We start from the raw sequence: 23,178 nt of genomic DNA, 5'->3' as shown, positions 1-23,178 counted from the left end.
AGATTTTGACCCTGCTTTCCGTGCCCTCGCTGTCTGCCATGCAGTGGCTTGGACTGGTGCATCCAGTGTTGATCATTCTGTTTGTCTACCCCGTGGTGGGAGCCACAATCAGGCTGGGAATCCTGGCGCGGGAGCGGCGTCTCGATATCAATCCGATTGCTCCAACCGTCCCGGTGGAGCACGCTGATCACGGTCGCTGGGTGACGGCTGTTGTGATCCTCGCGTCCCTGATTGCCATTGCCCATGACGTTGCCGAGGCCTGGATTGGGCGTCCGGTTGCTGATCTTGCTGCCGTGTCGCCTTCCTTGCCCCGCCTGATTGCGTTTTTGGCTGCTGAAGCCGGCGTGATTGCAGCTTTTGTGGCGTTGTTGCGTTGCCGTCGCACTGCTCTGCGCTTGGGATGGGCGATCAGCACGTGGATCATGTTGTTGCTGCTGGGGTCGCAGCCTGAAGTGCAGCGCGGTGCCGATTGGCCCTGGCAGGCGGCCTTCTGGCAATCGCACTATTGGGGAGGCGTGGTTCTTGCAGGTTTGTTGTTGTTGTCGATGGGTTTGCAAGCGGAGATCGACCGCTGGCCCTCCATTCGTCGCCTGCATGTCGCTCTGAATCTGGTGGTGGCCTTGCTGCTGGCCACCCAGGCAATCAGCGGAACCCGCAATCTGCTCCTTTGAGCTGTTGGGGCATCTTGCTGCGCTGCAGTGGTCCAGGTGTGGCAGCGGGTCGGATCACCCTGCTGATCAGGATGAGTAGAGCTCTCCATTCCTGTTTGGCCTTTCGGTCTGGCCAGCAATCGGGCCGTCCGTAGAGCCAGTGGATCAGCGCCATGTGTTGGTGCTGCGTCAGCCCTGCCCAGGCCAGGGCCAGCTGCGGTCCCCTGCGGCGGACCAGGGTCACGGGGAGGGCTGCAACGTTGTCGCACCAGATGAGGCGGCTATTGATGACGAACTCCGGTGCCAAACCGGTGAAGCTCACTTCCACTCCGGTTTCACTGATGGCGTTGATCCGGCAGGGATGGCGGGGTCCGCCGTTGTTTTCGAGCCATGCCTCACTGCTGAGTTGTTGCCAGGGTGCTGGATTGCTTGCTGGCGGGTCCCAGCAGGCTCGCAGGGCGATCAAGAGGCTGACCAGATTGAGGCTGGCCCAGACCAAGCCGATCGGGCGTCCGCTCAGGGCGATCGGGTCAAGGGATGCAGCCGGCAGGAGCAGTCCGCGCAGATTGATCAACGTGAGCAGGGTGAGCAGCAGCAGCGGCAGCACCAGCTGGGCACTGCAGCTCCCACGGTCCCGTCGCTGGTGCTTTGGGGTGACGAGGAATTCATGGCTGGTTCGCCCGCGTAGCAGGCGGGTGCCATGCCTGATCAAGGTGAGACTGAGGGGCACTGTGAGCACCCAGCCAGTCAGTTCGCTGATCAGTGCTCCACGGGAACCGCGGTTCAGCCAACCCACGCTGAGCAGGAGTGTCCCCCACAGCGGCAGCAGATAGTCGCGCGCGTTCTGCCAGCTGAGCAGGATCGGCACCACGCCAAGTAGCCCGTAGCTCAGGGGCATCAGCAGAAGCAGCAGGCGCGGCAGGCTGTTGAACCAATGGAGGGCCCCCTCTAGGTAGGCCAGTCGTTGGCCTGGGCTGAGATTTGGGCTGCGTAGTGGGCCCTGGGGCAGGGTGAGGCTCTGCAGAGTGCCTTCCGCCCAGCGTTGCCGCTGGCGCACGAAATCGGCCATGGTTTCTGCGGCTAGGCCTGCACTCAATTTCTTTGGGAGATAGAGCAACTGCCAGCCCTTCGCTCGCAGGGCGATGCCGGTGACGAAATCCTCGGAGATGGCACCCTCCACAAAACCGCCAATGCTTTGAAGGGCTGATCGACGTGCCAGGAACGCGGTGCCGGAACAGACGACAGCACCCCATCCGTCGCGTACCGGTTGAATCCAGCGATAGAAGCTCTCTTCATCCGACAGCAGCCAAGACTCCATGCCCAGGTTGCGCATCACCGGGTCGGCATTCAGAAAGCACTGCGGCGTTTGCAGTAGGCCAACGTCTGGTTGCGCCAGAAAGCCGATGCAACTGCTGAGAAAGTCACTCTGGGGAATGAAATCGGCATCCATCACCGCCACCAGCTCACCCTGGCCATGACTGAGGCCATGGTTGAGGTTTCCGGCTTTGGCATGCACCCGGTCTGGGCGGTGCAGATAGCGGCATCCCAGTCGGGAGGCCAGCTGCTTCACCTCCAAGCGGCCGCTGTCATCCAGCACCCAGACGGTGGTGTTGGGATAGCTCTGCTGGGTGCAGCCGATCAGGCTGCGTTCGAGCACCGCGATCGGTTCTCCGCATGTGGGCACATAGAGATCAATCGCAGGCCTCCATTCGCTCAATTGCCAGTGCTGATGCAGTGCCTGGATTTGGCCGCGGCGATCAGGAACGCGTTTCCAGGCAAGGCTGATCGCGATCAGGCCGCTGAGCAGTAGCCAGCCTTCCGTGATCAAGAGCACCAGGCTCAGGTTGATGGAGGTCACGCTGGTCAGATTGAGGCTGGCACTCACTCGCCAGCTCAGGTAACGGAGGGTGAGGGCGCCAATCAGCACGATCAGGCTGCGACGGCCCCAGAGAGGCGTGAGGGTTTCTGGGCGACGGCTAAGCCAGAGCGGCCAGAGCAGCGTCAGCAGTGCCCACCAACTCATGCCAGCTGGTTGATCTGGGCGTCGAGCAAGGCAAGGGCGTGATCAAGGCTGGGTGCTCGCATCAGGGCATGGCGCAGTTGGGGTGCCCCCGGGAAGCCGTTGCAGGTCCAGCTCATGTGTTTGCGGGCGATCAGCAAGCCGTGGTGGCCTCGATCAGCGACCAGGGCCACGAGTTGTTCACGGGCCAGGTGGAGCCGTGCCTCGGCGCTGGGTGTGGCGGGTACCGATCGTCCAGACAGGACGGCATCGATCTGCCCGACCAACCAGGGAGCTCCCATCGTTCCCCGCCCCACCATCACCCCATCGGCACCCGTGACCTTCAGGCAAAGCAGGGCATCGTCCGGGCTGTTCACATCACCGTTGGCAATCACAGGAATCGTGAGTGCATTTTTGACGGCTGCAATCGCCTCCCAGTCGGCCTTGCCGCTGAAGCGTTGTTCACGGGTGCGGCCGTGAAGGGTGAGCAGTCGGGCTCCGGCTGCTTCCAATTGCTGGCTCCACTGCACAGCAGCTGAGGCCGTGCCATCGCTGCCACACCAGCCCAGGCGGGTTTTCACAGTGACGGGGATGCTCACGGCCCTTGCCACTGAATCAACGATCCTCGCCGCTAGGTCTGGCTCACGAATCAGGCCACTGCCGCCGCCCTTGCGGGCGATTTTGCGCACGGGGCAGCCCATGTTGATATCAATCAGAAAGGCCCCGGCGGCCTCAGCGCGACGGGCGGCCTCCGCCATGGCTTGGGGGCGATGGTCGAACAGTTGCACTCCGATCGGCCCGGCTTCCTGGGCTAATTCTTCGACTTTGTGCCGTCCGTGACCCAGCTCCAGGCTGGTGGCATTCACCATTTCGGTGAACAGGAGGGCATCTGGAGCCCAGCGACGCACGAGTTGGCGGAAGATGCGATCGCTCACCCCAGCCAGGGGTGATTGCAAGACCCGGCAGCGCAGTTGTCGCACGCTGGCACCCCCTTTTAAGGCAAGGGGGGTGGCGAAGCGCTCAACCGTTTGTGCCGACATGGCTTCCAGCAGAGGTGGACATTCTCCTTGGCGGTGTTCAGGCGGCTGGACGGTTCGTGCCGATCCTGCCCTGTTCTCGACTGACCTGGGATTCGATGGCGTTCCGCAACCAGGCAGACACGGACCAGCCATCGGCTTCTGCAAGCCGTTCCACCTCCTGAAGCAGATCCACGGGGAGGGGCATCTTGACCGTTTGGATGCTGTGAGGACTCGCAGGTTTGCCTTTGCCGGCGGGGGCATCGACCAGCGGCAGCTGCACTTTCAACACTTCCAGACGGGTGCTCCCGACTGTCCCGAGACGGGGTTTGCCGAGACGGGGGACTTGTCGGAGCGACAGGCGCACCCTCTGGCCGACCCGCAGCTGATCTCGGCTGCGGCGGGGCAGGGGCTCATCCCGACGGTCGCAGATCAGCGGTTGGCTTCGTCGGGAGGTTCGGAGGAAGCTGTAGGTCACCAGGCCGTGTTCGTCCCAGGGCAGAGGGGCTTGCTTGGCCGCGTCCTTGCCCAGCAGCTTGCGCTGGTCTTTGCGCACCTTGGCCTGGATGGCGGCTGGTAGAGCAAAGACGAGGCGCTGCAGGGTTGAGTCCGGGCTGATGCGGCTGCCTGGAGCCAGGGTTGTGTCGATCACATACATATCCGGACGCTATCGGAGGCGCTGGCGGCCTGTCTGTGTCGTGGGGGCATGAAACGATGGTGGGTCACGCATGGGTCATCGTGGAGACCTTCTGGCCTCTCAGTCGCTCCCTGCTGCTGCAGATTCTCGAGGATCGCACCACGGATCGTTTCGTGGCCGAACGGGTCTGGGAGCGACTTGGTTATCTCTGCTTGCCTGGGCAGGATGGTGAGTCTTGTTGGCAGGCTGGTCCGACGACGCCAGAGCCGTGGCGTGAGGCCTTTCCGAAGGCTCCAGAAGTGATCGCCACCCGACCGGCCTCTGTCGCCCTCACCCGGTCGGTCCCCAAGCCGCTCAAGCAGTTGCTCAAGCAGCAGCTTGGCTTTGAGGGTTACAAAATCGGCGAGCTTTATCCACGTCGCACCCGCAGGGCCACGGTGGTGAACTGGCTATTGGCTTGGCTGGCGGAACGGCAGGAACCCCTCGCTGAGGAGGGGCTTCTGCCGGAGCGTTTGGAGCCTCCATTGGATCCCGTTTGTGGCCACCCTGGTGATTTGCCAGTGCGTTGAGCCTGAGAACCACGCTGGAACGGCCCCGGTTCAGACCTGAATCAGCACTTCGGTGCCCTTGCGAGTGTTCTCGAACAGCCACCGTGCCTGATGGGTTGGCATGCGAACGCATCCATTGCTTCTGGGAACCCCGAAGGCCTGACCAGCGTCTTCCTGCCAGGGGGCGCCATGCAGGCAAATCATTTCGTTGGCCGTGATGCACATGGCGTAGGGCACACCAGGGGCGACGTAGTTGCGGCCGCGCATCGTCACCGAACGGTATTTCGTCCGCACGGATCCGATGCCAGTGGGGGTTGGGGTGCTGGCTTTGCCGGTGCTGACGGGGATGACCCGCACGATCTGATCCTGGTGGTCATACACCGTCAGTTTTTGCTCGGAGAGATCCACCACCATGGAGGCGATCAGTTCGATCATGGAAAGATCCGCTTTCGGGGCGGAGGCAACTGTCCGATCCATAGCTGTCTCACTCGCGTCTCGTGCGTCGCAAACGGAAAGGTTTTGCCTTTCGCGCCTCTGTAGGGTCAAAGAATCTCTTTTCGTTGCATGTCGTGGCGCGTCCGGTCGTTGCCATCATCGGTCGCCCAAACGTTGGCAAGTCAACGCTGGTGAATCGTCTCTGCCGCAGCAGGGAAGCCATCGTTCATGACGAGCCGGGGGTGACGCGGGACCGGACCTACCAAGATGGGTATTGGGGTGATCGTGAATTCAAAGTTGTCGACACCGGCGGTTTGGTGTTCGACGACGACAGCGAGTTTTTGCCTGAGATCCGTGAGCAGGCGAACTTGGCCATGGCGGAGGCTTCCGTCGCTCTGGTGATCGTGGATGGTCAGCAAGGGGTGACGGCAGCGGATGAAGCGATTGCCGAATGGCTGCGCACTCAGAAGTGCCCCACGCTGCTGGCGGTGAACAAGTGTGAGTCGCCAGATCAGGGACTGGCGATGGCAGCGGATTTTTGGGGGCTTGGCTTGGGTGAACCCCACCCGATTTCCGCGATCCATGGTGCAGGAACTGGTGATTTGCTTGATCTGGTGCTCACCTTTCTTCCTCCAAAGGATGAGGAAGGCACGGATGATGAGCCGATTCAGATGGCCATTGTTGGCCGTCCCAACGTGGGTAAGTCGAGCTTGCTCAATGCTATTTGCGGTGAGCAGAGGGCGATCGTCAGTCCGATCCGTGGCACGACTCGCGACACGATCGACACAAGTATTGAGCGCCAAGGATTCCCTTGGAAGTTGGTGGACACCGCCGGCATCCGCCGCCGTCGCAGTGTGAGCTACGGCCCTGAGTTTTTTGGGATCAACCGCAGTTTCAAAGCTATCGAGCGCAGTGACGTCTGCGTTCTGGTGATTGATGCTCTTGATGGTGTCACCGAGCAGGATCAGCGCCTAGCAGGTCGGATCGAAGATGAGGGCCGTGCCTGTGTGGTGGTCGTCAATAAATGGGACGCTGTTGAGAAGGACAGCCACACCATGCCCGCGATGGAGAAGGAGCTCCGCTCCAAGCTTTATTTCCTCGATTGGGCTCCAATGTTGTTCACATCGGCCCTCACTGGTCAGAGGGTCGACAGCATCTTTGCCTTGGCGGCCCTGGCGGTGGAGCAGCACCGTCGTCGGGTTACTACATCCGTGGTCAATGAAGTTCTCAAGGAAGCGCTCAGCTGGCGCAGTCCACCCACCACCCGCGGCGGCCGTCAGGGTCGGTTGTATTACGGCACCCAGGTGGCCAGTCGACCTCCGAGCTTCACCTTGTTCGTGAATGAGCCCAAGCTGTTTGGTGACACGTATCGGCGCTATGTGGAGCGTCAGATCCGTGAAGGCCTTGGTTTTGAGGGAACGCCATTGAAGCTGTTTTGGCGTGGGAAGCAGCAACGGGATGCCGAGCGCGATTTGGCACGGCAGCAGAGCCGCTCCAGCTGACCGATGGATTGGTTGCGTCAGATTCCCATCGGTCAGTACGTCGATGCCAACTCGGGCTGGCTGCGCCGTTTGGATCCACGCCTGAAGCTGGGCTGGGTGTTGATGTTCCTGCTTACGCCAGTCCTGGCCGGGCCGCTTTGGCGTGTGTCGTTGCTGCTGTTGCTGTTGCTGATCACCTTCTGCAGTGGTCTGTCGGTGCGGGTCTGGTGGCGCTCGCTTGCCTTGGTGACCTTGTTGGCCCTGTTGGCTGGGGTGCTGGCCACCTTGCTCCCCACCGGAGATGCCCCTGCCCTGCTGCCATACCGTCCCCAGCAAGAGCTGGATGTCACGCTGCCCTCCACGCCCGCCTGGGAACTGCTGCGTCTCGGGCCACTGAACTTTGCAGGTTTCAGTCTCGGCCCCCTGGTGGTGAATCGTCGTTCTGCCGAGCTTGGCCTCAACAGTGCCACCCTGATCCTCACCGTGGTGCACAGTGTCAACTTGATGCTGCTCACCACGCCCAGTGAGGATTTGGTGTGGGCTCTGAGTTGGCTGCTGTCGCCGTTGGCGGCGTTGGGCTTGCCGGTGGATCGGCTCAGCTTTCAGCTGTTGCTTGCCCTGCGCTTTCTTCCGCTTGTTCAGGAGGAGCTGCAGAATCTGCTGCGCGCGTTGGCCAGTCGGGCGGTGAATCTCAAGCGCCTCGGTTTGAAAGCCTCGTTTGGGCTGGTGTTAGCGGTCGGAGAACGTTTGCTTGCCAACATCCTGCTGCGTGCTGAACAGGGTGCTGAGGCCCTGATCGCTCGCGGTGGGCAATGGTTGCCATCCGAGCACTTCCGCCCTGAAAGCCTTGCTGCATCAGGGGTTAGGCCATTGAACTGGCTGGGGGGCATCCTGCTGATCGTGGTGGTTGGCTTGCGTGGGAGGTACGGTTCCCTCTGAAAATGTTTGCGTTTGCGATCTGTGGGAGCCGAGCGTTATCTCAATCACCCCACTTTCGGCATGCTTTATCGCGTGGCTCCAGCCGGTGAGGGAAGAGATGTCTATGCAACCCTTTATGCCCAGCGCATGTTCTTTCTGGTCACTCTCCAGCCTCGTGGGGCCCAGTTCGAGGTGATTCCATTTCAGGATGCTCGCCATCACGCTGAAATCAATCTCGCTCGCAGCCGTCGCGATGGTCAGGCAGAGCATCAGCGTTGGAAAGAGCTGTTTGACCAGACCTTTATTTGATCGGTCGGGGTGGGCCACACGGTGATGGCAGAGCAGGAGAAGGCTGAGCGTTGGCAGGCTCTACAAGACCTGCTGCCGAAGGGGGTCAATCTGCTCGCGGTGAGCAAGGGCCATCCGGCCTCTGCGGTGCGTCAAATCGCAGAACTAGGCCAGCTTGACTTCGGGGAAAGTCGCGTCCAGGAGGCGTTGCCAAAACAGCTTGAACTGGATGACCTTCAACAGCTGCGCTGGCATTTCATCGGTCGTCTCCAGGCCAACAAGGTGAGGCCAGTGGTCCGTGCCTTTGCTGTGATCCATTCCATCGATTCCCTCGCCTTGGCTCGGCGCGTGGCGCGCATTGCCTCTGAGGAGGGGGTGGAGCCGGAGGCGTTCTTGCAGGTGAAGCTGCGGCCTGATCCCGCCAAAGCGGGTTGGGATCCTGTCGAGCTGGAGGAGGCTTTGCCCGAGCTGAAGACATTGCCAAATCTGCACTTCAGCGGGCTGATGACCATGGCGCCGTTGGATCTGGCCGTTGCTGAGCGGCCTGCTCTCTTTCGCGACTGTCGCTCGCTGGCGGATCGTCTGGGCTTGCAGGAGTGCTCGATGGGGATGAGTGGTGACTGGCAGGCGGCGGCTGAGGCCGGGGCCACCTGGGTGCGCGTGGGTTCCGGCCTGTTCGGTGCCCGTCAATCCACGCCTAACGCCATCATTTCCCGGCATGAGTTCGATGAATTGAAATAATTGAAATCTGCTGCAGAGCTTGCTCAGGCCTGGTCGGAGCGCTATCCAGGGTCAAGGTTTTTGCAGTCTCCCGGTGTCGTTGATTTCCCGCCTTCGTGCTGTTGTTGCTGGCGATGATTATCTCGACGGTGACTATGACGATCTCGATTACGACACTGGCGAAGAGCTTGAAGCGGATCATGGTGCCAGCCATGCCGTCGGTGGGGCGTTGGCTCCTCTCGATGCAGGCAACCCTTTCGCCGATGCTGAGCCCTTCTCCAGTGGTAGTTCCAACGTGATTGGCATGCCCGGCATCAGCACCAATGCCGCTGAGGTGACGCTGATGGAGCCGCGCAGTTTTGATGAGATGCCACGGGCGATTCAGGCGCTGCGCGAGCGCAAGACCGTCATCCTCAATCTCACGATGATGGAGCCTGACCAGGCACAGCGAGCCGTTGACTTTGTGGCCGGTGGCACCTTCGCCATCGATGGTCATCAAGAGCGTGTGGGCGAAAGTATCTTCTTGTTCGCTCCCAGCTGTGTCACCGTTACGAATGCCAGTCAGGACGAGGCTTCTGCTCCAACGGTGGTGACCAAGGACGTGGAACAAAGTTCTGCCGAAGCCAGTGTTGCTCCGGCACCGGCTTGGGGTGAAGCCAGCGCTGCGGCACTCTGAGGACATTGATCGACTGATCACTGTGACCTTTTCCCTTGGCGTGATTGGCCTGGGCCGGATGGCCCAGGCTTTGTTGTTACCTCTCTTGGAGCAGGGCCAGCCGAGCGTTGAGGAGGTGATTGCTGTCGTTGGGCAGGCTGCAACAGTGACGCGACTGGCCTCAGAGCTGCCTGCTGAGCTCACCCTGCTGCCTGCCTCTGACCCGCAAGCGCTCTCGGCTTGGAGAGCACCGATGCAATTGCTGGCGATTAAGCCCTATCAGTTGGATCAGGTGGCGGCTGCAGCGCCTCCGGTGCAGGAGGGATCGTCGCCGCTGCTGATCTCAGTGCTGGCGGGCATCACGCTGGAGCGACTTCAGAGCTGCTTCCCTGGGAGGGTTTGTGTGAGGGCTGTGCCCAACACGCCGTCGCTGGTTCGGGCTGGGCTGACGGGATTGGCTTGGGGGCAGGGAGTGACCGACGCGCAAAAGCTTCAGGTTCAGGCCTTGTTCTCGCCGGTCAGTGAAGTGTTGGAGTTGCCTGAAGAGCGTTTGGATGCATTCCTTGCGCTCACCTCCTCAGGTCCGGCGTATGTGGCCATGATTGCCGAAGCGATGGCGGATGGTGCAGTGGCGGTGGGTCTGCCCCGCGATCAGGCCCAGCATTTGGCCCACCGCACCCTCGCAGGCACCGCAGCATTACTGCATGAGCAGCAGCTTCATCCTGGCCAGCTGAAGGACATGGTGGCTTCCCCAGGAGGCACGACCATGGCCGCAATCCGCAGGTTGGAGGCGGCGGGTCTGCGCTCGGCTCTGATCGAAGCTGTGGTGGCTGCTGCTGAGCACGGTCGCAGCTTGCGCTGATTAAGCGGCCACTGGTGTGACCAGAAGACCTCGGTAGAGCTGTTCAAGAGCATCAATATTGCGGTTCAGTGTGTAACGCTCCATCACCCGCTGACGTGCCCGTTGGCCCAATTCAGCGGTGAGTACCGGCTGGTCCCGAAGCACAGGCAGCAAGGTGCGCAGCTGGGTGGTAACTCCCTGAGTGCTGAGCACAATGCCGGCGCCGTCGGCAAGCACCTCGCCATCGGCTCCAGCATCGGTCGCCACACAGGCGCATCCGCTCGCCATCGCTTCCAGCAGGGCAAGAGAGAGTCCTTCAACCAGGCTGGGTAAGACAAAGACCTCCGCGGCCTGCATCAGGGCCACCCGAGTTTCCAGGTCGGACTCGTAGCCCCACCAGACCACACTGTTGTTGGCATGAGCGTTCTGCAGAGTGGTGCGCAGAGGTCCATCGCCCACGATCACCAGCCTGCAACCGGGGGGATTGACCAGCTTCCAGGCCTTGAGCAGGGCTTCAACGTTTTTTTCAGTGGAGACTCTGCCCATATAGAGAAAGATCCGCTCCTTGCCCAGCCTCTCTTCGACTTGGCAGCGGATTGCATCGGTTCTGGCTGCGGCAGGCATGGAACAGGGAGGTGCCCAGAGTTGCTGATCCACGCCGTTGGGGATCACCGCCAGTCGGTCTTCACTCACCCCGAGCCGCGCCAGCACATCCGCCTGGAGCTCGGAGAACACGATCACGCGGTCGTAACGCGCTAGGGCAGGGGCATAGAGCTGATAGGTGAGTTGCTGGGTGCCGGCGGTGAGGTTGCGCAGGCCAGCATCAAAGGCCGGGTGGAAGGTTGCAACCAGGGGCACACCCAGCTGCTGGCAGAGCTCCGGTAGGCGGAAATCCAGCGGTGAGAGGGTGAGGCTGGCGTGCACCAGATCGGGCCGCAGTCGTTCGAGCGATTCACGCAGTTCCCGCTGGGCGCGCGGGGATGGAATTGTGTAAACCTGCGATTTGACTAGATACGGCAGGCTCACGTCTGGGTCGTTGGCCAGCAAAGACGTGGTGCTGCTGGCAGGGGAGCCAGGGTTATCGAAATGAATGAAGCTGGTTTGATGTCCGCGTTTTCTGAGCGCTTCGGTCGTACTCAGCCCGTAGGTGACATTGCCGCAGAACGGTGATTTTTTTCCCAGCCAGGCGATGTGGGCCACCCGCTCTGCCTTTCCCGCTTCTGAACAAGCAAGTTAGCAGCGCTCCCAAGGACGCTCCATGAGCGCGGCGAACATCGCTAACAGGGCCAAGAGCCACAGCACCGGACTGAGACCGACGCTGCTCACCAGCGTTCCCGCCAGTACCAGGGGCAGGCTCAGGGCAATGTTGATCAGGTTGTTCTGAAGGCCAAACACGCGGCCTCGCTGGGTCTCTGGGGTCTCCTCCTGGATGGTGGTCTGAGCCGGAATAGCGACCAGGGCTGCTCCGACTCCGAGGACTCCGCACAGGGTGAGGGTGCTGCTCAGAGAGCCCTTGAACTGGCTCAGCAGCACCAGTGAGAAGGTGATGGCTCCGAGGCCGGCGGCAGTGAGGCGGCGGCGGTTGAAGTGATGGCCAAGCTGGGCGATCACCACGGCGCCGACGGCCATGCCCAGGCCGCTCATGGCCAGCAGGGTGCCGAAACCGGAGGGACCCAGGCTCTGAATCAACCCTGCCAGCTGGAGCGCCAGCACGTAGAGGGCGGCCAGCAGGCTGTAAAGAAGCACGAGATGCACCATGGCATTGCGCACGGTGGGGATCCGTTTAAGCACCTGAAGGCCCTCGCCGATCTCATGCCAGACCGAACGGCCATCGCTGCGGATCGCCTGCTCCCGGTGCCGGATGGCCAGCAGACTGAGGGCTGCCATGCCGTAGCAGAACGGCAGCAGGATGAATTCACCGCCGTGAATGCCAATCGTGCTGAACACATGGTTGAGGCCGCGAAGGATCGGCTCACCGAGGGCGAAGCCAACAATCGTGGCGCCCATGCTGGTGGTCTGATAGAGGGAGTTGGCCGCGAGAAGATGCTCGCTGGGCACGAGCAGCGTGATGGCGGCCTGTTCTGCCGGGGCGAAGAACTGGGTGAGGATCGACTCCACGAAGGTCATCAACACCAGTCCCCAGTAGCCCCAAGGCAGCCCAAGGATCAGCGGACCCGGGATCAGGAAAAGAGGTGTGAACAGCACCATCAGGGCGCGCAGACCGTTGGAGGCCACCATCACCCGCCGTTTTGGCCAGCGGTCAACCCAAACCCCTGCCACGCTGCCGAGCACCATGGCAGGGAGCGTGTTGGCCACGAAGATGCCGGTGGCCAGGAGTGTGATGACCTGCGTGCGCGTACTGATATCGAGGCCGACCTCCGACGCCACATCGGCAAGCACACCGTTCTGCTGGGATGTCAGCAATAGGTGCTGATCGATCAGAAAGACCATCAGCACGATGTAGAACTTGTCAGCCAGCTGGGAGAAGATCTGGCCGATCCAGAGCTTGCGGAAGTCGTTCAGGCGCAGGACTGCTTGAAGTCCGCGCCCTCCTTGGGGGTTGCCGCCAGTGGGGAGTGCTGGCTCCGGGCTGTTGATGGAGGGACCGCTCAAGATGCCAGAGAAGACCGGCTCATGATCGCCCAGCGCCGTCACTGCTGGAGACAATCACTGACTCCCGCAGCATGGCAAGGGATCGCACCGGCCTGGGCAGATGGCAGCGGATCCAGCACTCCACGACGGTCAGGAGGCGCAACCACACATCTTCAGGGCCCATCAGGCTGCCATCGCGGCGGCGAGGCAGTTCTGCGCGAGGCAGTCGCTGGAGTAGGGCCAGCTCCGAGGGATTGAGCTGAACGGCCGCACCAGGTTGGCGACCGATGGCCAGGCCCTCATCGACGATCAGGCTGCAGCGCCAGTCCCATTGACCAATGGGGGGGATCAGGGCGTCGCCGCATCGGCAGCAGTTTTGCAGCGGTAGGCCGTAGCCGCCAAGGGCGAGCAGATGAATACAGGCTTGAACGCTGCTGGCAAGGGCTGTGCAGCCGCTGCTCTGATCACGGCTGATGGTTTCCAGTCGCTCTAGGTGGATCACCACGGTGTCAAGGAGGCCTGCCAAAGGGTCGTCGTCTTGCACCAGAGCCATGCAAAGTTCGGCCAGAGCCTGCGCCCCGGCCAAGGTTTCCAGTCGTTGCCCGACGGCGCCGAAGTTGTGCTGCACCCTGAGCTGACGCACCCGAGGCAAACCGCGACGCCCCACCACCTGCAGCTCCATCTGGGTGAGGGGCACGGCGGCGGCCAGGCTGCTGCGTGGTCTGCGGGCACCGGGCACTGCCAGACGGATCACCCCCGCTTCTGCGCTGAGCAGGGTCAACAGCCGGTCATGTTCGCCCAGGGGGCCCACCTTTAAGGCCAGCCCTTCCAGCCGGCGGTCAGCCATCGATGTTTCCGTTGCCGCTGGCGATCGGGGTGCGCAGAGCCTGCATCAACTGCGGTCCACTGCTCGTGCCTAGAGCAGTGGCGCCCGCTTCGATCAGCTGCTGACACTGTTCCAGGCTATGCACGCCGCCGGCAGCCTTGATGCCACATCGTCCGCGGCTGAGACTTCGCAGCTGCTGGACTTGCCTGGCTGTGGTGGCGGCTCCGAAGCCGTTACTTGTCTGTACGGCTTCAGCGCCTGCATCAATGGCGGCCTCAACCGCCAGCTTCAGCTGTGCTTCTTCCAGCCTCGCCATGTCGAGGATCACGGTGACCGGTAACCCAACGTTGATCAGGATGGCGAGCTCCTCAGCAAAGGCGTTGGGGCGGTCTTCAGCCAGTGCCGTCAGGTCAGGCACAACGTCGAGTGCTTCAGCGCCGTGCTCAGCGGCCCACTCCGCTTGCGCTTGTTTGAGGGTTGTGGGGATGGCGCCGAAGGGGAAGGCGATCACTGCGATCAGGCCCGTGGGTCCCGGAGCGCCGAGACGCTCCCGCACGGCCGTCAGCTGGCTGAGGTTGGTGCATAGCTTTCCAAGCCCAAGCTGGCGGGCTGCATCGCAGCCCTCGTTCAGGCGATCACGGCTGAGTAGAGGATCCAGCAGGGCCTGATGGATCAAGGGGGCTAGATCCGGCAGCTCCTGCTGCCGGGGCAAGCGGGTCATGGGCTTGGGTGGGAAGCGTCAGTCTCGCGCCTGGATGACGCCATAGCCCCCATGATTGCGGCGGTAAATCACCTGCAACTCCTTGGTCTCTGCATCGCGAAATAAATAGAAGTCGTGGTCGATGAGATCGAGCTGATGCCGCGCTTCTTCAACGCCCATCAGGGGCATCGTGAAATACTTGCGACGCACACCAGGATCAGGCAGGTGGGCCTCCTTGCCATCGAGCAGTGAGCCATCCACCGATGATTCGTCGATCACCGCTTCGGTGGTCGGGGTGGTGCTGGCCCGATGGCCATGGCTGTGGTGGTGGTCACTGTGGCGTTCCTTGTAACGACGCAGCTGACGGCTCAGTTTGTTGGCCACCAGGTCGATGCTGGCGTAAAGGTTTTCGCTGCGTTCCTGGGCACGAATCACCGTGCCGTTGGCGAACACCGTCACCTCAGCTGTCTGTTGGGGAACGCGGGGGTTGCGGGCGACTGACAGGTGCACATCCGCTTCCATCACCATGTCGTTGTAGTGCTGAACGGCCCGCTCGAGCTTCGATTCGGTGTAGTCGCGCAGAGCCGAGGTCACTTCCAGGTTGCGACCATGGATCAGAAGCTTCATGGCATCTCTCCGGTGCCGATTGATATCTGCACGCTAGAGACGCCAAACCAGGGCGCACAGAGGCCTTCGGCATTTCTTTTTGAGCCGCAGCAGCTGGTGCCGTTCTCCGTCGCCTGGAGCTGGCAGCAGCACTGGCAGGAGAGATTGTTGGCCTTCTCCACTCGTTCGGTTCAAAACGATCATGAAGTGGTGCAGCCTCCGGAAGCGGTATGGCTGCTGCAGCATCCCTCTTGCTACACCCTTGGCCGCGGCGCCTCCGACCAGCATTTGCTCTTCGATCCTGCTGAGCCGCCAGCACCATTGCACCGCATCGATCGTGGCGGGGAAGTCACCCATCACATGCCCGGCCAGTTGGTCGCTTACCCCGTGCTGGATCTGCACCGGCACCAGTGTGATCTGCACTGGTATCTGCGGCAGCTGGAACAGGTGGTGATCGATGTACTGGTCCAGCTGGATCTCGAGGGCGAACGGATTGAGGGGATGACTGGGGTGTGGCTGGATGGCCGCAAACTGGCGGCGATCGGCGTGGGTTGCCGCCGATGGATTACCCAGCACGGCCTGGCGCTCAATGTGAGTGGCAACCTCAGCGGTTTTGACGCAGTTGTGCCTTGCGGGTTGAAAGGGAAGGCCGTGGGGCGACTGAGTGAGTGGATCCCGGGGCTGAGAGTGGAGGATGTGCAGCCGCTGCTGCGGGATGCCCTGGGGCAACGCTTTGGGCTCCGCTGGCAGGGGCCTGGTGCCGCATTCAGCCACTTGATGATTGCCGATGAGCCGAGGGGGTGATAGCCCTGGGCGGTCTGCCCTCGATCCCCGTGCCCATCGCCGCCCGCTCCAGCTGGACCCCCACCCCTCGTGAGCAGGCAGCGCTCAAGGCTCATTCCCATGTGGAGGATCTGGGCAGAGTGGATCAAATCTGGCCTTGGTTGGCGAGTCACCATGGGGATGTGATGGCGGTCGATGCGCCCCATGCGACCCATCCCGAATGCTTTAGCTACCGGCAGCTGGCGGACCGGATCACCGCCGCCGCTGCCGCCTTCCGTTCCCTTGGGGTCGGCTCAGGCGATGTGGTGGGGTTGTTTGCCGAGAACAGTCCTCGCTGGCTCGTGGTTGATCAGGGCTTGATGCGTTCGGGTGCTGTCAGCGCTGTGCGGGGTGCCGCTGCTCCTGTGCAGGAGCTTGATTACATCCTTCAGGACAGCAAAGCCGTGGCCCTTGTGGTGCAGAACGCTGAGCTGCTGCAACGGCTGGACCTTGCGGAGCCCCTGCGGGAAAGTCTGCGCTGCATCATCCAGCTGGAAGGTGAGCCGGTCTTCGAGGGGGTGATCGGGTGGGAGGCCTTTTTGGCCATGGGCGCTTTGGGCACAGCACCGGATCCGATCGTTAGCCGAGGCCTGGATACGGCTGGCTCCACGACGGCCACGATTCTCTACACCTCTGGGACGACCGGTCAGCCAAAGGGGGTGCCGCTCACCCACGCCAACTTGTTGCATCAGATCCGCAGCCTCGCCTGTGTGGCCCATCCAGCCCCAGGAGCACCTGTGCTGAGCGTGCTGCCGATCTGGCATTCCTATGAGCGCAGCGCGGAGTACTACTTCTTTTCCTGCGCCTGCTCACAGAGCTACACAACGATCAAGCAGCTCAAGCGTGATCTGCCCAGGGTGAAGCCGGTGGTGATGGCCACCGTGCCGCGTCTTTGGGAGGCAGTGCAGGCTGGTTTTGAGGATGTGCTCAAGACCTTTCCAGCCTCACGCCAGCGTCTCCTGCGCGCCGCTCTGGCCAATAGCAGCGCCTACTGCCTGGCCCGCCGTCGTAATCGCAATCTCATGCTCGAGTCCCTGGGGCGACGTCAGCGCCTGAAGGCTGCCGCTGAGATGACGCGGCGCTGGCCCGCCCATGCCCTCGCCTCGACGCTGATCTGGCCCAAGTTGCGTCTGCAGCTCAGTGGTGGCCAGTTGCAGTTCCCGATCAATGGCGGTGGTGCCATTGCCCCCCATGTGGATGCCTTCTTTGAAGCGGTAGGGATCGAGCTTTTGGTGGGTTACGGACTGACTGAGACCAGTCCGGTGGTGAGTTGCCGGCGACCTTGGCGCAATATCCGTGGAAGTTCGGGGCTGCCCATGCCAGAAACCGAATTTCGCATCGTTGATGCCGACACTCGCGCACCGCTCGGCTTCCGGGAGCGCGGCGTGGTGTTGGTTCGCGGTCCCCAGGTGATGGCTGGCTACCTCGGCAAGCCAGACGCCACTGCCAAGGTGCTTGATGGCGACGGCTGGTTCGATACGGGTGATTTGGGCATGCTGCTGCCCGATGGCTCCGTGGTGCTGACTGGCCGCGCCAAAGACACGATCGTGCTCAGCAGCGGTGAAAACATTGAACCGGGGCCGCTGGAGGAGCTACTGGTGTCGAGCCCATTGGTAGAGCAAGTCATGCTCGTGGGTCAGGACGAGCGTCAACTTGGTGCCCTTGTGGTCCCTCGAACTGACGCCATTCAGGCTTGGGCTGCGGAGCAGGGGGTGAGTGTGGCGGCCGATCTGGGTGGATCCCCTGGGCAGGCTGAGATTTGTCGTCTTCTGCGTGGTGAGTTCAATCGGTTGTTGACAGCACGCGTTGGCTCCAGGGGGGATGAGCGTCTGGCCGGGGTGGGACTGGTGGAGCCATTCACGATTGAAAATGGTTTGCTCACACAAACGCTTAAGCAACGTCGCGATCGCATCACTGACCGCGATCGGGCTGTGATCCAGGGCTTCTACGGGCGCTGAGCCTCCTGGATCGGGAACCCGCCATCGGGGTGGCTTGACCCCCGAGGCTGGGACTGAGACGCTTGGCGCTCTTTCCTTTCTTCCATGTCTGACGGCACCACCCTGTCGATTAAGCGCACAATCGCGATCCGTGCTGTTGTGACGCCGGCTTGGAAGGAAGAAGCGGAGCGGGAGCTCAGCACCGCGATCGCGACCACCGATCAGCAGTTAGGCCAGCTGGAGCAGGAGGGGCAGCAGGTGGTTGAGGAGGTGCGTCGTCAGAGCGCCAATCCTCTGGATCCCAGGGTGCAGGATCAGGTGGCACAGGTGCAGCAGCAGGTCGCTGCCAAGCGCTCTGAACTGGAAGAGCAGAAGCGCAATCTTCTCCAGCAGCAGTCGCAGGTGCGCGATGTCGCGATGGAGGAGATCGTTGATCAGGGTCAGATCGAGAGTTTCTGTGAACTGGCCGTCGGCGACAACCTCGTCAGCAAGATGCAGGTCGCCGTTGTGGTCCGTGATGGTGTGGTCGAGTCGATCGAGCAGGGCTGATCCTGCTCCTGCTCGGCCTGCCGGCCCGTAAAATTCCGCTACTCAGCCCCACTGGAGAAGGTTTTGGCGACCCACGACATCTTCATGCCTGCCCTCAGCTCCACGATGACGGAGGGGAAGATTGTCGAGTGGCTTAAAAAGCCAGGAGACAAGGTGGGCCGAGGTGAGTCGGTGCTTGTGGTCGAGTCCGACAAGGCCGACATGGATGTGGAGTCGTTTAACGAGGGTTATTTGGCTGCTGTGCTCATGCCGGCCGGCAGCACCGCTCCAGTGGGAGAAACCATTGGTCTGATCGTGGAGACCGAAGCTGAGATCGCTGAGGCTCAGGCCAAGGGCGGTGGCGCTGGTGGAGCCTCCCCAGCTCCCTCTTCAGAAGCTCCGTCATCGCCTCCTGCGGCCGCCGCCCCGGCTCCTGCCCCAGCAGTTGCTGCACCTGTGGTGGCTCCACCGGCCCCTGTGCCTGCAGCGGCTCCGGCGCCTGTCGTTAGTGATGGTCGTCTTGTTGCTAGCCCCCGGGCCAAGAAGCTCGCCTCTCAGATGGGGGTGAATCTCGCCAGCGTTCGCGGCAGTGGCCCGAATGGTCGTATTCAGGCAGAAGATGTCGAACGGGCCGCTGGCCGCCCTGTCAGTGTTCCGCGGGTTGGGGAAGGTACCTCTGCAGCGATCGTGGCTGGTGCTGGTGCCCCAGCAGTGCCGACTGCCCAGGCAGGCAATAGCTTCGGTGCTCCTGGTGAGACCGTGGCCTTCAACACTCTCCAGGCCGCGGTGAACCGCAACATGGAAGCCAGCCTGGCTGTTCCTTGCTTCCGCGTTGGATACACGATCACCACGGACAAGTTGGATGTTTTTTATAAGCAGGTGAAGCCCAAGGGCGTGACGATGACGGCGCTGCTGGCTAAGGCGGTGGCCGTCACCTTGGCTCGTCATCCCCAGGTGAATGCAGCCACCACTGCGGCTGGGATGGCGTATCCCGCCGATGTGAACGTGGCGGTGGCCGTCGCCATGGAGGACGGAGGTTTGATCACACCAGTCCTGCGACAGGCCGACCGCACTGATCTGTATGAGATGTCTCGCCAGTGGGCAGACCTGGTGAAGCGCTCTCGCAGCAAGCAACTGCAGCCCGAGGAGTACAGCACCGGTACCTTCACGTTGTCCAACCTGGGCATGTTTGGGGTGGATCGTTTTGATGCGATCCTTCCGCCTGGCACCGGTGCGATCCTGGCTGTCGCCGCTTCTCGTCCCACGGTGGTAGCCGGGAAGGACGGTTCGATCTCTGTGAAGCGCCAGATGCAGGTGAACCTCACCGCTGATCACCGTGTGATTTATGGCGCAGACGGTGCCGCCTTCCTGAAGGATTTGGCTGAGTTAATCGAGACCCGTCCAGACAGCCTGGCGATCTGAGGTTTTCAAGCACCCCCCCCTCCAATGTTGGGGGATTTCTTCTTGTTGCTGCCAAGCCAAGAGTTTCAAACCTTGCCCCTAGTAGGGATGGAGGATCAAACGTTGAGTCCACAAAAGCTTTTGAGCTTCAGGAGCAAGGCAACCAACATCAACTTGCTGAGTACTAAAGGGATTTTAAAACTTGATGATTTACTTGGGCTTTGCTAAGACCCAAATAAATCATCAATGGCTACAATTTATTTTAGACGATTGGCGTGAGTTGGAAGACAGCGTCGTTGAAGTCGAAGTCACTCTGATTTATGCCAATCATATCTTCAAAAGCAACTGTGTATTCACCAACAATTCTGGTGTGAGTCGTGGAATCAAGAGTATGATTCAGTGCAAAAAGCCTGTCCTTTTCTGTAATCATCGCGGGAGCGTAGTAGCCATCTTGACTCGCAGTCCACTGGACCTTTTTGTCCGTGACTCCGGGATTGAGCACTTGTGTCGTAAAGCCAGCTGAATTGCTGGCTAGTGCTGCTCTTACGGCTTGATCAAACTCATTGCTATCGGTTGCAAATCCATTGAATGTAGCGTTTCCGGTGATGGGATCCACGTCGACTTGAATCAAGCCGATAGTGTTGCGCATGGCAGCAATGGCATCAAGGGAGATTGAGAATTTTTCACCAGCATTGATTTTGAAATAAGTATCATCAGAGCTCGTGCGTTGTGTTGGATCTAATGCCAGAGAGTCAGCTTTCGAATTGAATGGGACAAATGTTGTCAGCAGGCTGGCAATTTGCTGATTTTTTGCTTCGTCCATAATCTTAATTTCGTATCGATTTGCATCATATTCTTCAATGATTAGACGATCATTGGATTCGGTTTCATTGGATTTGTTTTTGTAGACAAAGTCAAGTGACTCCCCATGCTCGAGATAAAATAAGTTGGGATTGACATCATTTTCAAAACTAAAGCCGTTTTCGGTTTCACTGCCGCCAACGGTTCCTAGGTAATCTCTCTTTCCAGACAAGTCGGTTAAATAGAATTCGATTACGTTCATATAGTCGCCGCCAAATTTTGCAGAGTTACTATCTAAGAAGTTAACCTCGAACTTGTGCACGACTCCCTCTTCGGCTTTGAACTTGAGCGTGTTCTCTGTATTTTCTACAAGGTTTTGAACATTGAGTGCTCCCAATAGGTGGACATAGCCCCCTTGATTGAGAATTCCTTCGCGAGTTGCTTTATATAGGTCTTCGTAAATGTCAAAAAAATCATTGTTTTTTGGTGCTGCAAATGAATCACCTTTCCAGCTCATGAAAATGTTGGCCTCGCCTCTTTGTCCTTTCTTGATATTCCAGTATGGATTGTCTACGGTTTGAATATCTAATTTGTAATAGGCTAAATAAGTTGCTTCCTTCTCGAGCTGAGCTTTCTTTTTATTGAAATCGCTCGTTTGCTGCTTTGAAGGGTTGATGATTTTATTGTATTCATCAAGAAATGGTTTTAATAAGATTTCGTAATTGTCCCATTCCCAGTCTGCATTATGCTTTCCTTTCCATGCATTTTTACTAAAAATATATGGGAACGCTATGTCGATGTCCCCTGCGGCATTGTAGCCATCAAGATCGATTTTGTTGCGAACCTGAGATTCATCTCTCCACTTGTCCAGTTCACTAATTCCAAATAAGTGGGCTGCGTCACCGGCGATATATTGATTGGTATCGGCACCAGTCAGGTTTTTCGAAATACCAATAGTATTGTAATTATTAACAAAAAAAGTGAGATCTAGCTCATTGTCTAAACCTTTTGTGTTTTGAATGTTGCTTACAACGCCAGCGATGCCAGTATTGTCTGAATAACCACCATCGTAGAATCTGTAACTTCCATTTTGCTGAAGTGTGTTAAGGGATCCATTCTCAATGGGCTGCAAATAATCAACTGTATTGGAATTAGTATTGTGACTCAGAGGAATTGCTAAGCCTAAAACGTTCGATTGGAGAGTATAGACAATCTCTTCGATGAAGCCATCAACACCAGTGACGGCTTTCGAGCTTTTTGAAGTGGGAATAAATATATCTACAAAATTACTGGCCCCTATCTTAAGAGCTTTTCTTTTTGGATTGTACCAGCTGTATTGAGAATCAAGTTTTTCGTGCAGGGTATTCTTCAAGTATCTATTCAGGGAATTGTCGGTAAGTATCCAGCCATCTTTATTTAAGTCTTTTCGGATGTAGTCTTGGAGGTTGTCTTTTAAAAGGTTTTGTAGTGTGGATGTGGATGCCAGTATGCCTGCGGCAGCGGAGGAAACGGCGGTCGATTCAATGATGTCTAGATTTGAGCTGTAATAAGCTTTAAAAGCTGAAGTCTTGCTTGAGCCTGAGTTAACTGAAAATTGAAGTGAAGATGCCGCTAGTTCGTTGAAAGGATTTAGCGAGTAATTTGCACCCTTTGCGCTAGAAACGAATTGAGATGGCAAAATGATGTTGGCATTGCTGGCTCCCGTTAGGAAGTTGTTGTAGGTTCTATTCTTCCCTGACCCGGAATAGGTTGAGTAGTTGAGAGCGCCAGAAGCGTCATAGGTTGTAGTCAATATAATATCTTTGTCTTTCGACCAATCATTACGATTACCGCTTAAGGATTGACCCTCGAAGGAAGTTCTCATTCCGTAGGCGGAGTATACGGTATTTTTGGTGAACTCAAGCCAGTCAAAAATGTACTCTCCGTTTATATTTTTAAATGCATTAAATGCTCCTGTTGGAACTAGCTCTGTTGGATCGACACCATTGATTAAAGATTGAATGGCATCTTTGATCTCCTTGTCAAGATCCACAAACCAGCTGGCGGCCCAACCAGTCCATGAACTTTTAGCCTCTTCAATTTTGCCGGCTATACGGCCAGTGCCGAATAAAAGATTTTCGAACTTATCTTCAATAGACTTTTTTGCTTTGGCAACATCTTTACTTGAAACCTGCTCTGTAAATATTTTTTTTTGTATTCCCATGTATCCTCCGGCTGCGAACCAGTCATCGGGTCGAGTCGCGAGAAAGTCTGCAAAACCTTTAGAGTTTGAAAGCATGGATGTAAACCAGCTTCCTCCTGATATTGATCCGATGCCGTCAATATTCTTAAATAATAAGTCAAAGTTATAGCTTGCAGATCCTCGTTTGGCTGCTTGCAGGCCTGCACCAATAAAGGCAGAGCTTGCAGTATGAGTATTCCAGCCGCCACCAGAAAAACTTAGAAAAGTGCTGGTTTTAGGCATGACTAATCTTTTTTTGTTAATTTATGCATTTCTTGGTTTTTGTCTGTTAACTCGTACCAGTTTTTTGGCTGTCTCTGTCTGTGGTAAAGGGCTGAGATTTGAGGTTGGCAATGATCAAAGTCTAATATTTGCATTGTGAATCTCGCTTTTGCTTGCCGTCTTGGCCTCGAATGTGAAATAGTTTCTTCCCGTTATTTGGCTCCGCTGATTCATGAGTGGTGTTAGAAATATGTGTATGGAATTGATTGTTGTTTGATTTTAGTGATAGTGGTCGAGGTGCCTTTGTCGTTGGATTTAGGTTTTCTTTTGGGAT

At 58.8% G+C, this 23,178-nt stretch carries 22 protein-coding genes; 12 read left to right on the top strand and 10 right to left on the bottom strand.

Annotated features, from left to right (window positions below; translation table 11 throughout):
* Positions 1–38: 38 nt before the first annotated feature.
* Entirely contained in the window at positions 39–671 is a 633-nt protein-coding gene (locus DXY10_RS08140; protein ID WP_170955754.1) for a DUF4079 family protein, read from the top strand.
* On the opposite strand, the gene DXY10_RS08135 is transcribed toward DXY10_RS08140, so the two are convergent.
* From DXY10_RS08135 to DXY10_RS08125, 3 genes are read right to left on the bottom strand one after another with little or no spacing between them, the layout of a single operon-like run.
* Positions 643–2,673 (bottom strand): glycosyltransferase family 2 protein, encoded by a 2,031-nt coding sequence (locus DXY10_RS08135; protein ID WP_115018346.1) that lies wholly within the window; start codon positions 2,671–2,673, stop codon positions 643–645. The genes DXY10_RS08140 and DXY10_RS08135 overlap by 29 nt on opposite strands.
* A complete protein-coding gene (dusB, locus tag DXY10_RS08130; protein ID WP_115018344.1) occupies positions 2,670–3,689 on the bottom strand; it encodes a tRNA dihydrouridine synthase DusB in 1,020 nt (339 codons plus the stop codon). Before dusB ends, DXY10_RS08135 begins: the two co-directional genes overlap by 4 nt.
* A 37-nt stretch (positions 3,690–3,726) precedes the next feature.
* A complete protein-coding gene (locus DXY10_RS08125) occupies positions 3,727–4,323 on the bottom strand; it encodes a hypothetical protein (RefSeq protein WP_115018342.1) in 597 nt (198 codons plus the stop codon).
* Positions 4,324–4,379: 56 nt separating this feature from the next.
* On the opposite strand from DXY10_RS08125, the gene DXY10_RS08120 reads away from it, so the two are divergent.
* On the top strand, positions 4,380–4,871 hold the full coding sequence (locus tag DXY10_RS08120) for a DUF1823 family protein (protein WP_115018340.1): 492 nt from the start codon (positions 4,380–4,382) through the stop codon (positions 4,869–4,871).
* Between the two features lie 30 nt (positions 4,872–4,901).
* On the opposite strand, the gene DXY10_RS08115 is transcribed toward DXY10_RS08120, so the two are convergent.
* Positions 4,902–5,285: a L,D-transpeptidase gene (locus DXY10_RS08115; RefSeq protein WP_115018411.1), complete on the bottom strand. Its 384-nt coding sequence runs from the start codon at positions 5,283–5,285 to the stop codon at positions 4,902–4,904.
* 134 nt (positions 5,286–5,419) lie between these two features.
* Between DXY10_RS08115 and der the strand changes: the two genes are divergently transcribed.
* The 6 genes from der to proC all read left to right on the top strand — a co-directional run bounded on the left by der (position 5,420) and on the right by proC (position 10,209).
* Complete coding sequence (gene der, locus DXY10_RS08110; protein WP_115018338.1) at positions 5,420–6,787, top strand: ribosome biogenesis GTPase Der; 1,368 nt, start codon at positions 5,420–5,422, stop codon at positions 6,785–6,787.
* 3 nt (positions 6,788–6,790) lie between these two features.
* Positions 6,791–7,705 carry a CbiQ family ECF transporter T component gene (locus DXY10_RS08105; RefSeq protein WP_115018337.1) on the top strand — a complete coding sequence of 305 codons (915 nt, stop codon included), beginning with the start codon at positions 6,791–6,793 and terminating at the stop codon, positions 7,703–7,705.
* 21 nt (positions 7,706–7,726) lie between these two features.
* Positions 7,727–7,993, top strand: coding sequence for a PipX family protein (locus DXY10_RS08100; RefSeq protein ID WP_115018335.1), 267 nt, complete (start codon positions 7,727–7,729; stop codon positions 7,991–7,993).
* A 24-nt stretch (positions 7,994–8,017) separates the two neighbouring features.
* The gene (locus DXY10_RS08095; protein WP_115018410.1) at positions 8,018–8,713 is read left to right on the top strand and encodes a YggS family pyridoxal phosphate-dependent enzyme; all 696 of its coding nucleotides are present in this window, start codon (positions 8,018–8,020) and stop codon (positions 8,711–8,713) included.
* Positions 8,714–8,786: 73 nt separating this feature from the next.
* On the top strand, positions 8,787–9,368 hold the full coding sequence (locus DXY10_RS08090) for a cell division protein SepF (RefSeq protein ID WP_115018333.1): 582 nt from the start codon (positions 8,787–8,789) through the stop codon (positions 9,366–9,368).
* Between the two features lie 22 nt (positions 9,369–9,390).
* Entirely contained in the window at positions 9,391–10,209 is an 819-nt protein-coding gene (gene proC / locus DXY10_RS08085; protein ID WP_115018408.1) for a pyrroline-5-carboxylate reductase, read from the top strand.
* Here the strand turns inward: proC and DXY10_RS08080 are convergent, their stop codons facing one another.
* Genes DXY10_RS08080 through hpf form a run of 5 tightly spaced genes read right to left on the bottom strand, consistent with a single transcriptional unit; the run spans position 10,210 to position 14,933 of the window.
* Positions 10,210–11,388, bottom strand: coding sequence for a glycosyltransferase family 4 protein (locus tag DXY10_RS08080; protein ID WP_115018331.1), 1,179 nt, complete (start codon positions 11,386–11,388; stop codon positions 10,210–10,212).
* 33 nt (positions 11,389–11,421) lie between these two features.
* Positions 11,422–12,801 carry an MFS transporter gene (locus DXY10_RS08075; RefSeq protein ID WP_115018406.1) on the bottom strand — a complete coding sequence of 460 codons (1,380 nt, stop codon included), beginning with the start codon at positions 12,799–12,801 and terminating at the stop codon, positions 11,422–11,424.
* Between the two features lie 19 nt (positions 12,802–12,820).
* A complete protein-coding gene (locus DXY10_RS08070; protein ID WP_115018329.1) occupies positions 12,821–13,627 on the bottom strand; it encodes a DNA repair protein RecO in 807 nt (268 codons plus the stop codon).
* Complete coding sequence (locus tag DXY10_RS08065; protein ID WP_115018327.1) at positions 13,620–14,327, bottom strand: deoxyribose-phosphate aldolase; 708 nt, start codon at positions 14,325–14,327, stop codon at positions 13,620–13,622. Before DXY10_RS08065 ends, DXY10_RS08070 begins: the two co-directional genes overlap by 8 nt.
* An 18-nt stretch (positions 14,328–14,345) precedes the next feature.
* Positions 14,346–14,933 (bottom strand): ribosome hibernation-promoting factor, HPF/YfiA family, encoded by a 588-nt coding sequence (hpf, locus tag DXY10_RS08060; protein WP_115018325.1) that lies wholly within the window; start codon positions 14,931–14,933, stop codon positions 14,346–14,348.
* 12 nt (positions 14,934–14,945) lie between these two features.
* On the opposite strand from hpf, the gene lipB reads away from it, so the two are divergent.
* From lipB to DXY10_RS08040, 4 genes are all read left to right on the top strand, one after another.
* Positions 14,946–15,716: a lipoyl(octanoyl) transferase LipB gene (gene lipB / locus DXY10_RS08055; protein ID WP_371411139.1), complete on the top strand. Its 771-nt coding sequence runs from the start codon at positions 14,946–14,948 to the stop codon at positions 15,714–15,716.
* 29 nt (positions 15,717–15,745) lie between these two features.
* Positions 15,746–17,692, top strand: coding sequence for an AMP-binding protein (locus DXY10_RS08050; protein WP_115018402.1), 1,947 nt, complete (start codon positions 15,746–15,748; stop codon positions 17,690–17,692).
* Between the two features lie 84 nt (positions 17,693–17,776).
* Positions 17,777–18,220, top strand: a complete 444-nt coding sequence (locus DXY10_RS08045) for a YlqD family protein (protein ID WP_115018323.1) — start codon at positions 17,777–17,779, stop codon at positions 18,218–18,220.
* Between the two features lie 63 nt (positions 18,221–18,283).
* The gene (locus DXY10_RS08040) at positions 18,284–19,621 is read left to right on the top strand and encodes a dihydrolipoamide acetyltransferase family protein (RefSeq protein WP_115018321.1); all 1,338 of its coding nucleotides are present in this window, start codon (positions 18,284–18,286) and stop codon (positions 19,619–19,621) included.
* A 241-nt stretch (positions 19,622–19,862) separates the two neighbouring features.
* Here DXY10_RS08040 and DXY10_RS08030 read toward each other — a convergent pair whose 3' ends face one another.
* On the bottom strand, positions 19,863–22,865 hold the full coding sequence (locus tag DXY10_RS08030) for a hypothetical protein (RefSeq protein ID WP_136989119.1): 3,003 nt from the start codon (positions 22,863–22,865) through the stop codon (positions 19,863–19,865).
* Positions 22,866–23,178: the final 313 nt, after the last annotated feature.

Origin of the sequence: Synechococcus sp. UW140, from assembly GCF_900474295.1 — a bacterium.
Classification (GTDB): domain Bacteria; phylum Cyanobacteriota; class Cyanobacteriia; order PCC-6307; family Cyanobiaceae; genus Synechococcus_C.
This window is presented reverse-complemented; position numbering and strand designations above follow the sequence as displayed.

Excerpts from the sequence above, each read along its gene's own strand:
- DXY10_RS08105 (WP_115018337.1), top strand. The coding sequence starts at position 6,791 with ATGGATTGGTTGCGTCAGATTCCCATCGGTCAGTACGTCGATGCCAAC.
- DXY10_RS08070 (WP_115018329.1), bottom strand. The coding sequence starts at position 13,627 with ATGGCTGACCGCCGGCTGGAAGGGCTGGCCTTAAAGGTGGGCCCCCTG.
- DXY10_RS08140 (WP_170955754.1), top strand. The coding sequence starts at position 39 with ATGCAGTGGCTTGGACTGGTGCATCCAGTGTTGATCATTCTGTTTGTC.
- DXY10_RS08135 (WP_115018346.1), bottom strand. The coding sequence starts at position 2,673 with ATGAGTTGGTGGGCACTGCTGACGCTGCTCTGGCCGCTCTGGCTTAGC.
- hpf (WP_115018325.1), bottom strand. The coding sequence starts at position 14,933 with ATGAAGCTTCTGATCCATGGTCGCAACCTGGAAGTGACCTCGGCTCTG.
- DXY10_RS08120 (WP_115018340.1), top strand. The coding sequence starts at position 4,380 with ATGGTGGGTCACGCATGGGTCATCGTGGAGACCTTCTGGCCTCTCAGT.
- DXY10_RS08095 (WP_115018410.1), top strand. The coding sequence starts at position 8,018 with ATGGCAGAGCAGGAGAAGGCTGAGCGTTGGCAGGCTCTACAAGACCTG.
- dusB (WP_115018344.1), bottom strand. The coding sequence starts at position 3,689 with ATGTCGGCACAAACGGTTGAGCGCTTCGCCACCCCCCTTGCCTTAAAA.
- DXY10_RS08125 (WP_115018342.1), bottom strand. The coding sequence starts at position 4,323 with ATGTATGTGATCGACACAACCCTGGCTCCAGGCAGCCGCATCAGCCCG.
- DXY10_RS08045 (WP_115018323.1), top strand. The coding sequence starts at position 17,777 with ATGTCTGACGGCACCACCCTGTCGATTAAGCGCACAATCGCGATCCGT.
- DXY10_RS08115 (WP_115018411.1), bottom strand. The coding sequence starts at position 5,285 with ATGATCGAACTGATCGCCTCCATGGTGGTGGATCTCTCCGAGCAAAAA.
- DXY10_RS08030 (WP_136989119.1), bottom strand. The coding sequence starts at position 22,865 with ATGCCTAAAACCAGCACTTTTCTAAGTTTTTCTGGTGGCGGCTGGAAT.
- DXY10_RS08065 (WP_115018327.1), bottom strand. The coding sequence starts at position 14,327 with ATGACCCGCTTGCCCCGGCAGCAGGAGCTGCCGGATCTAGCCCCCTTG.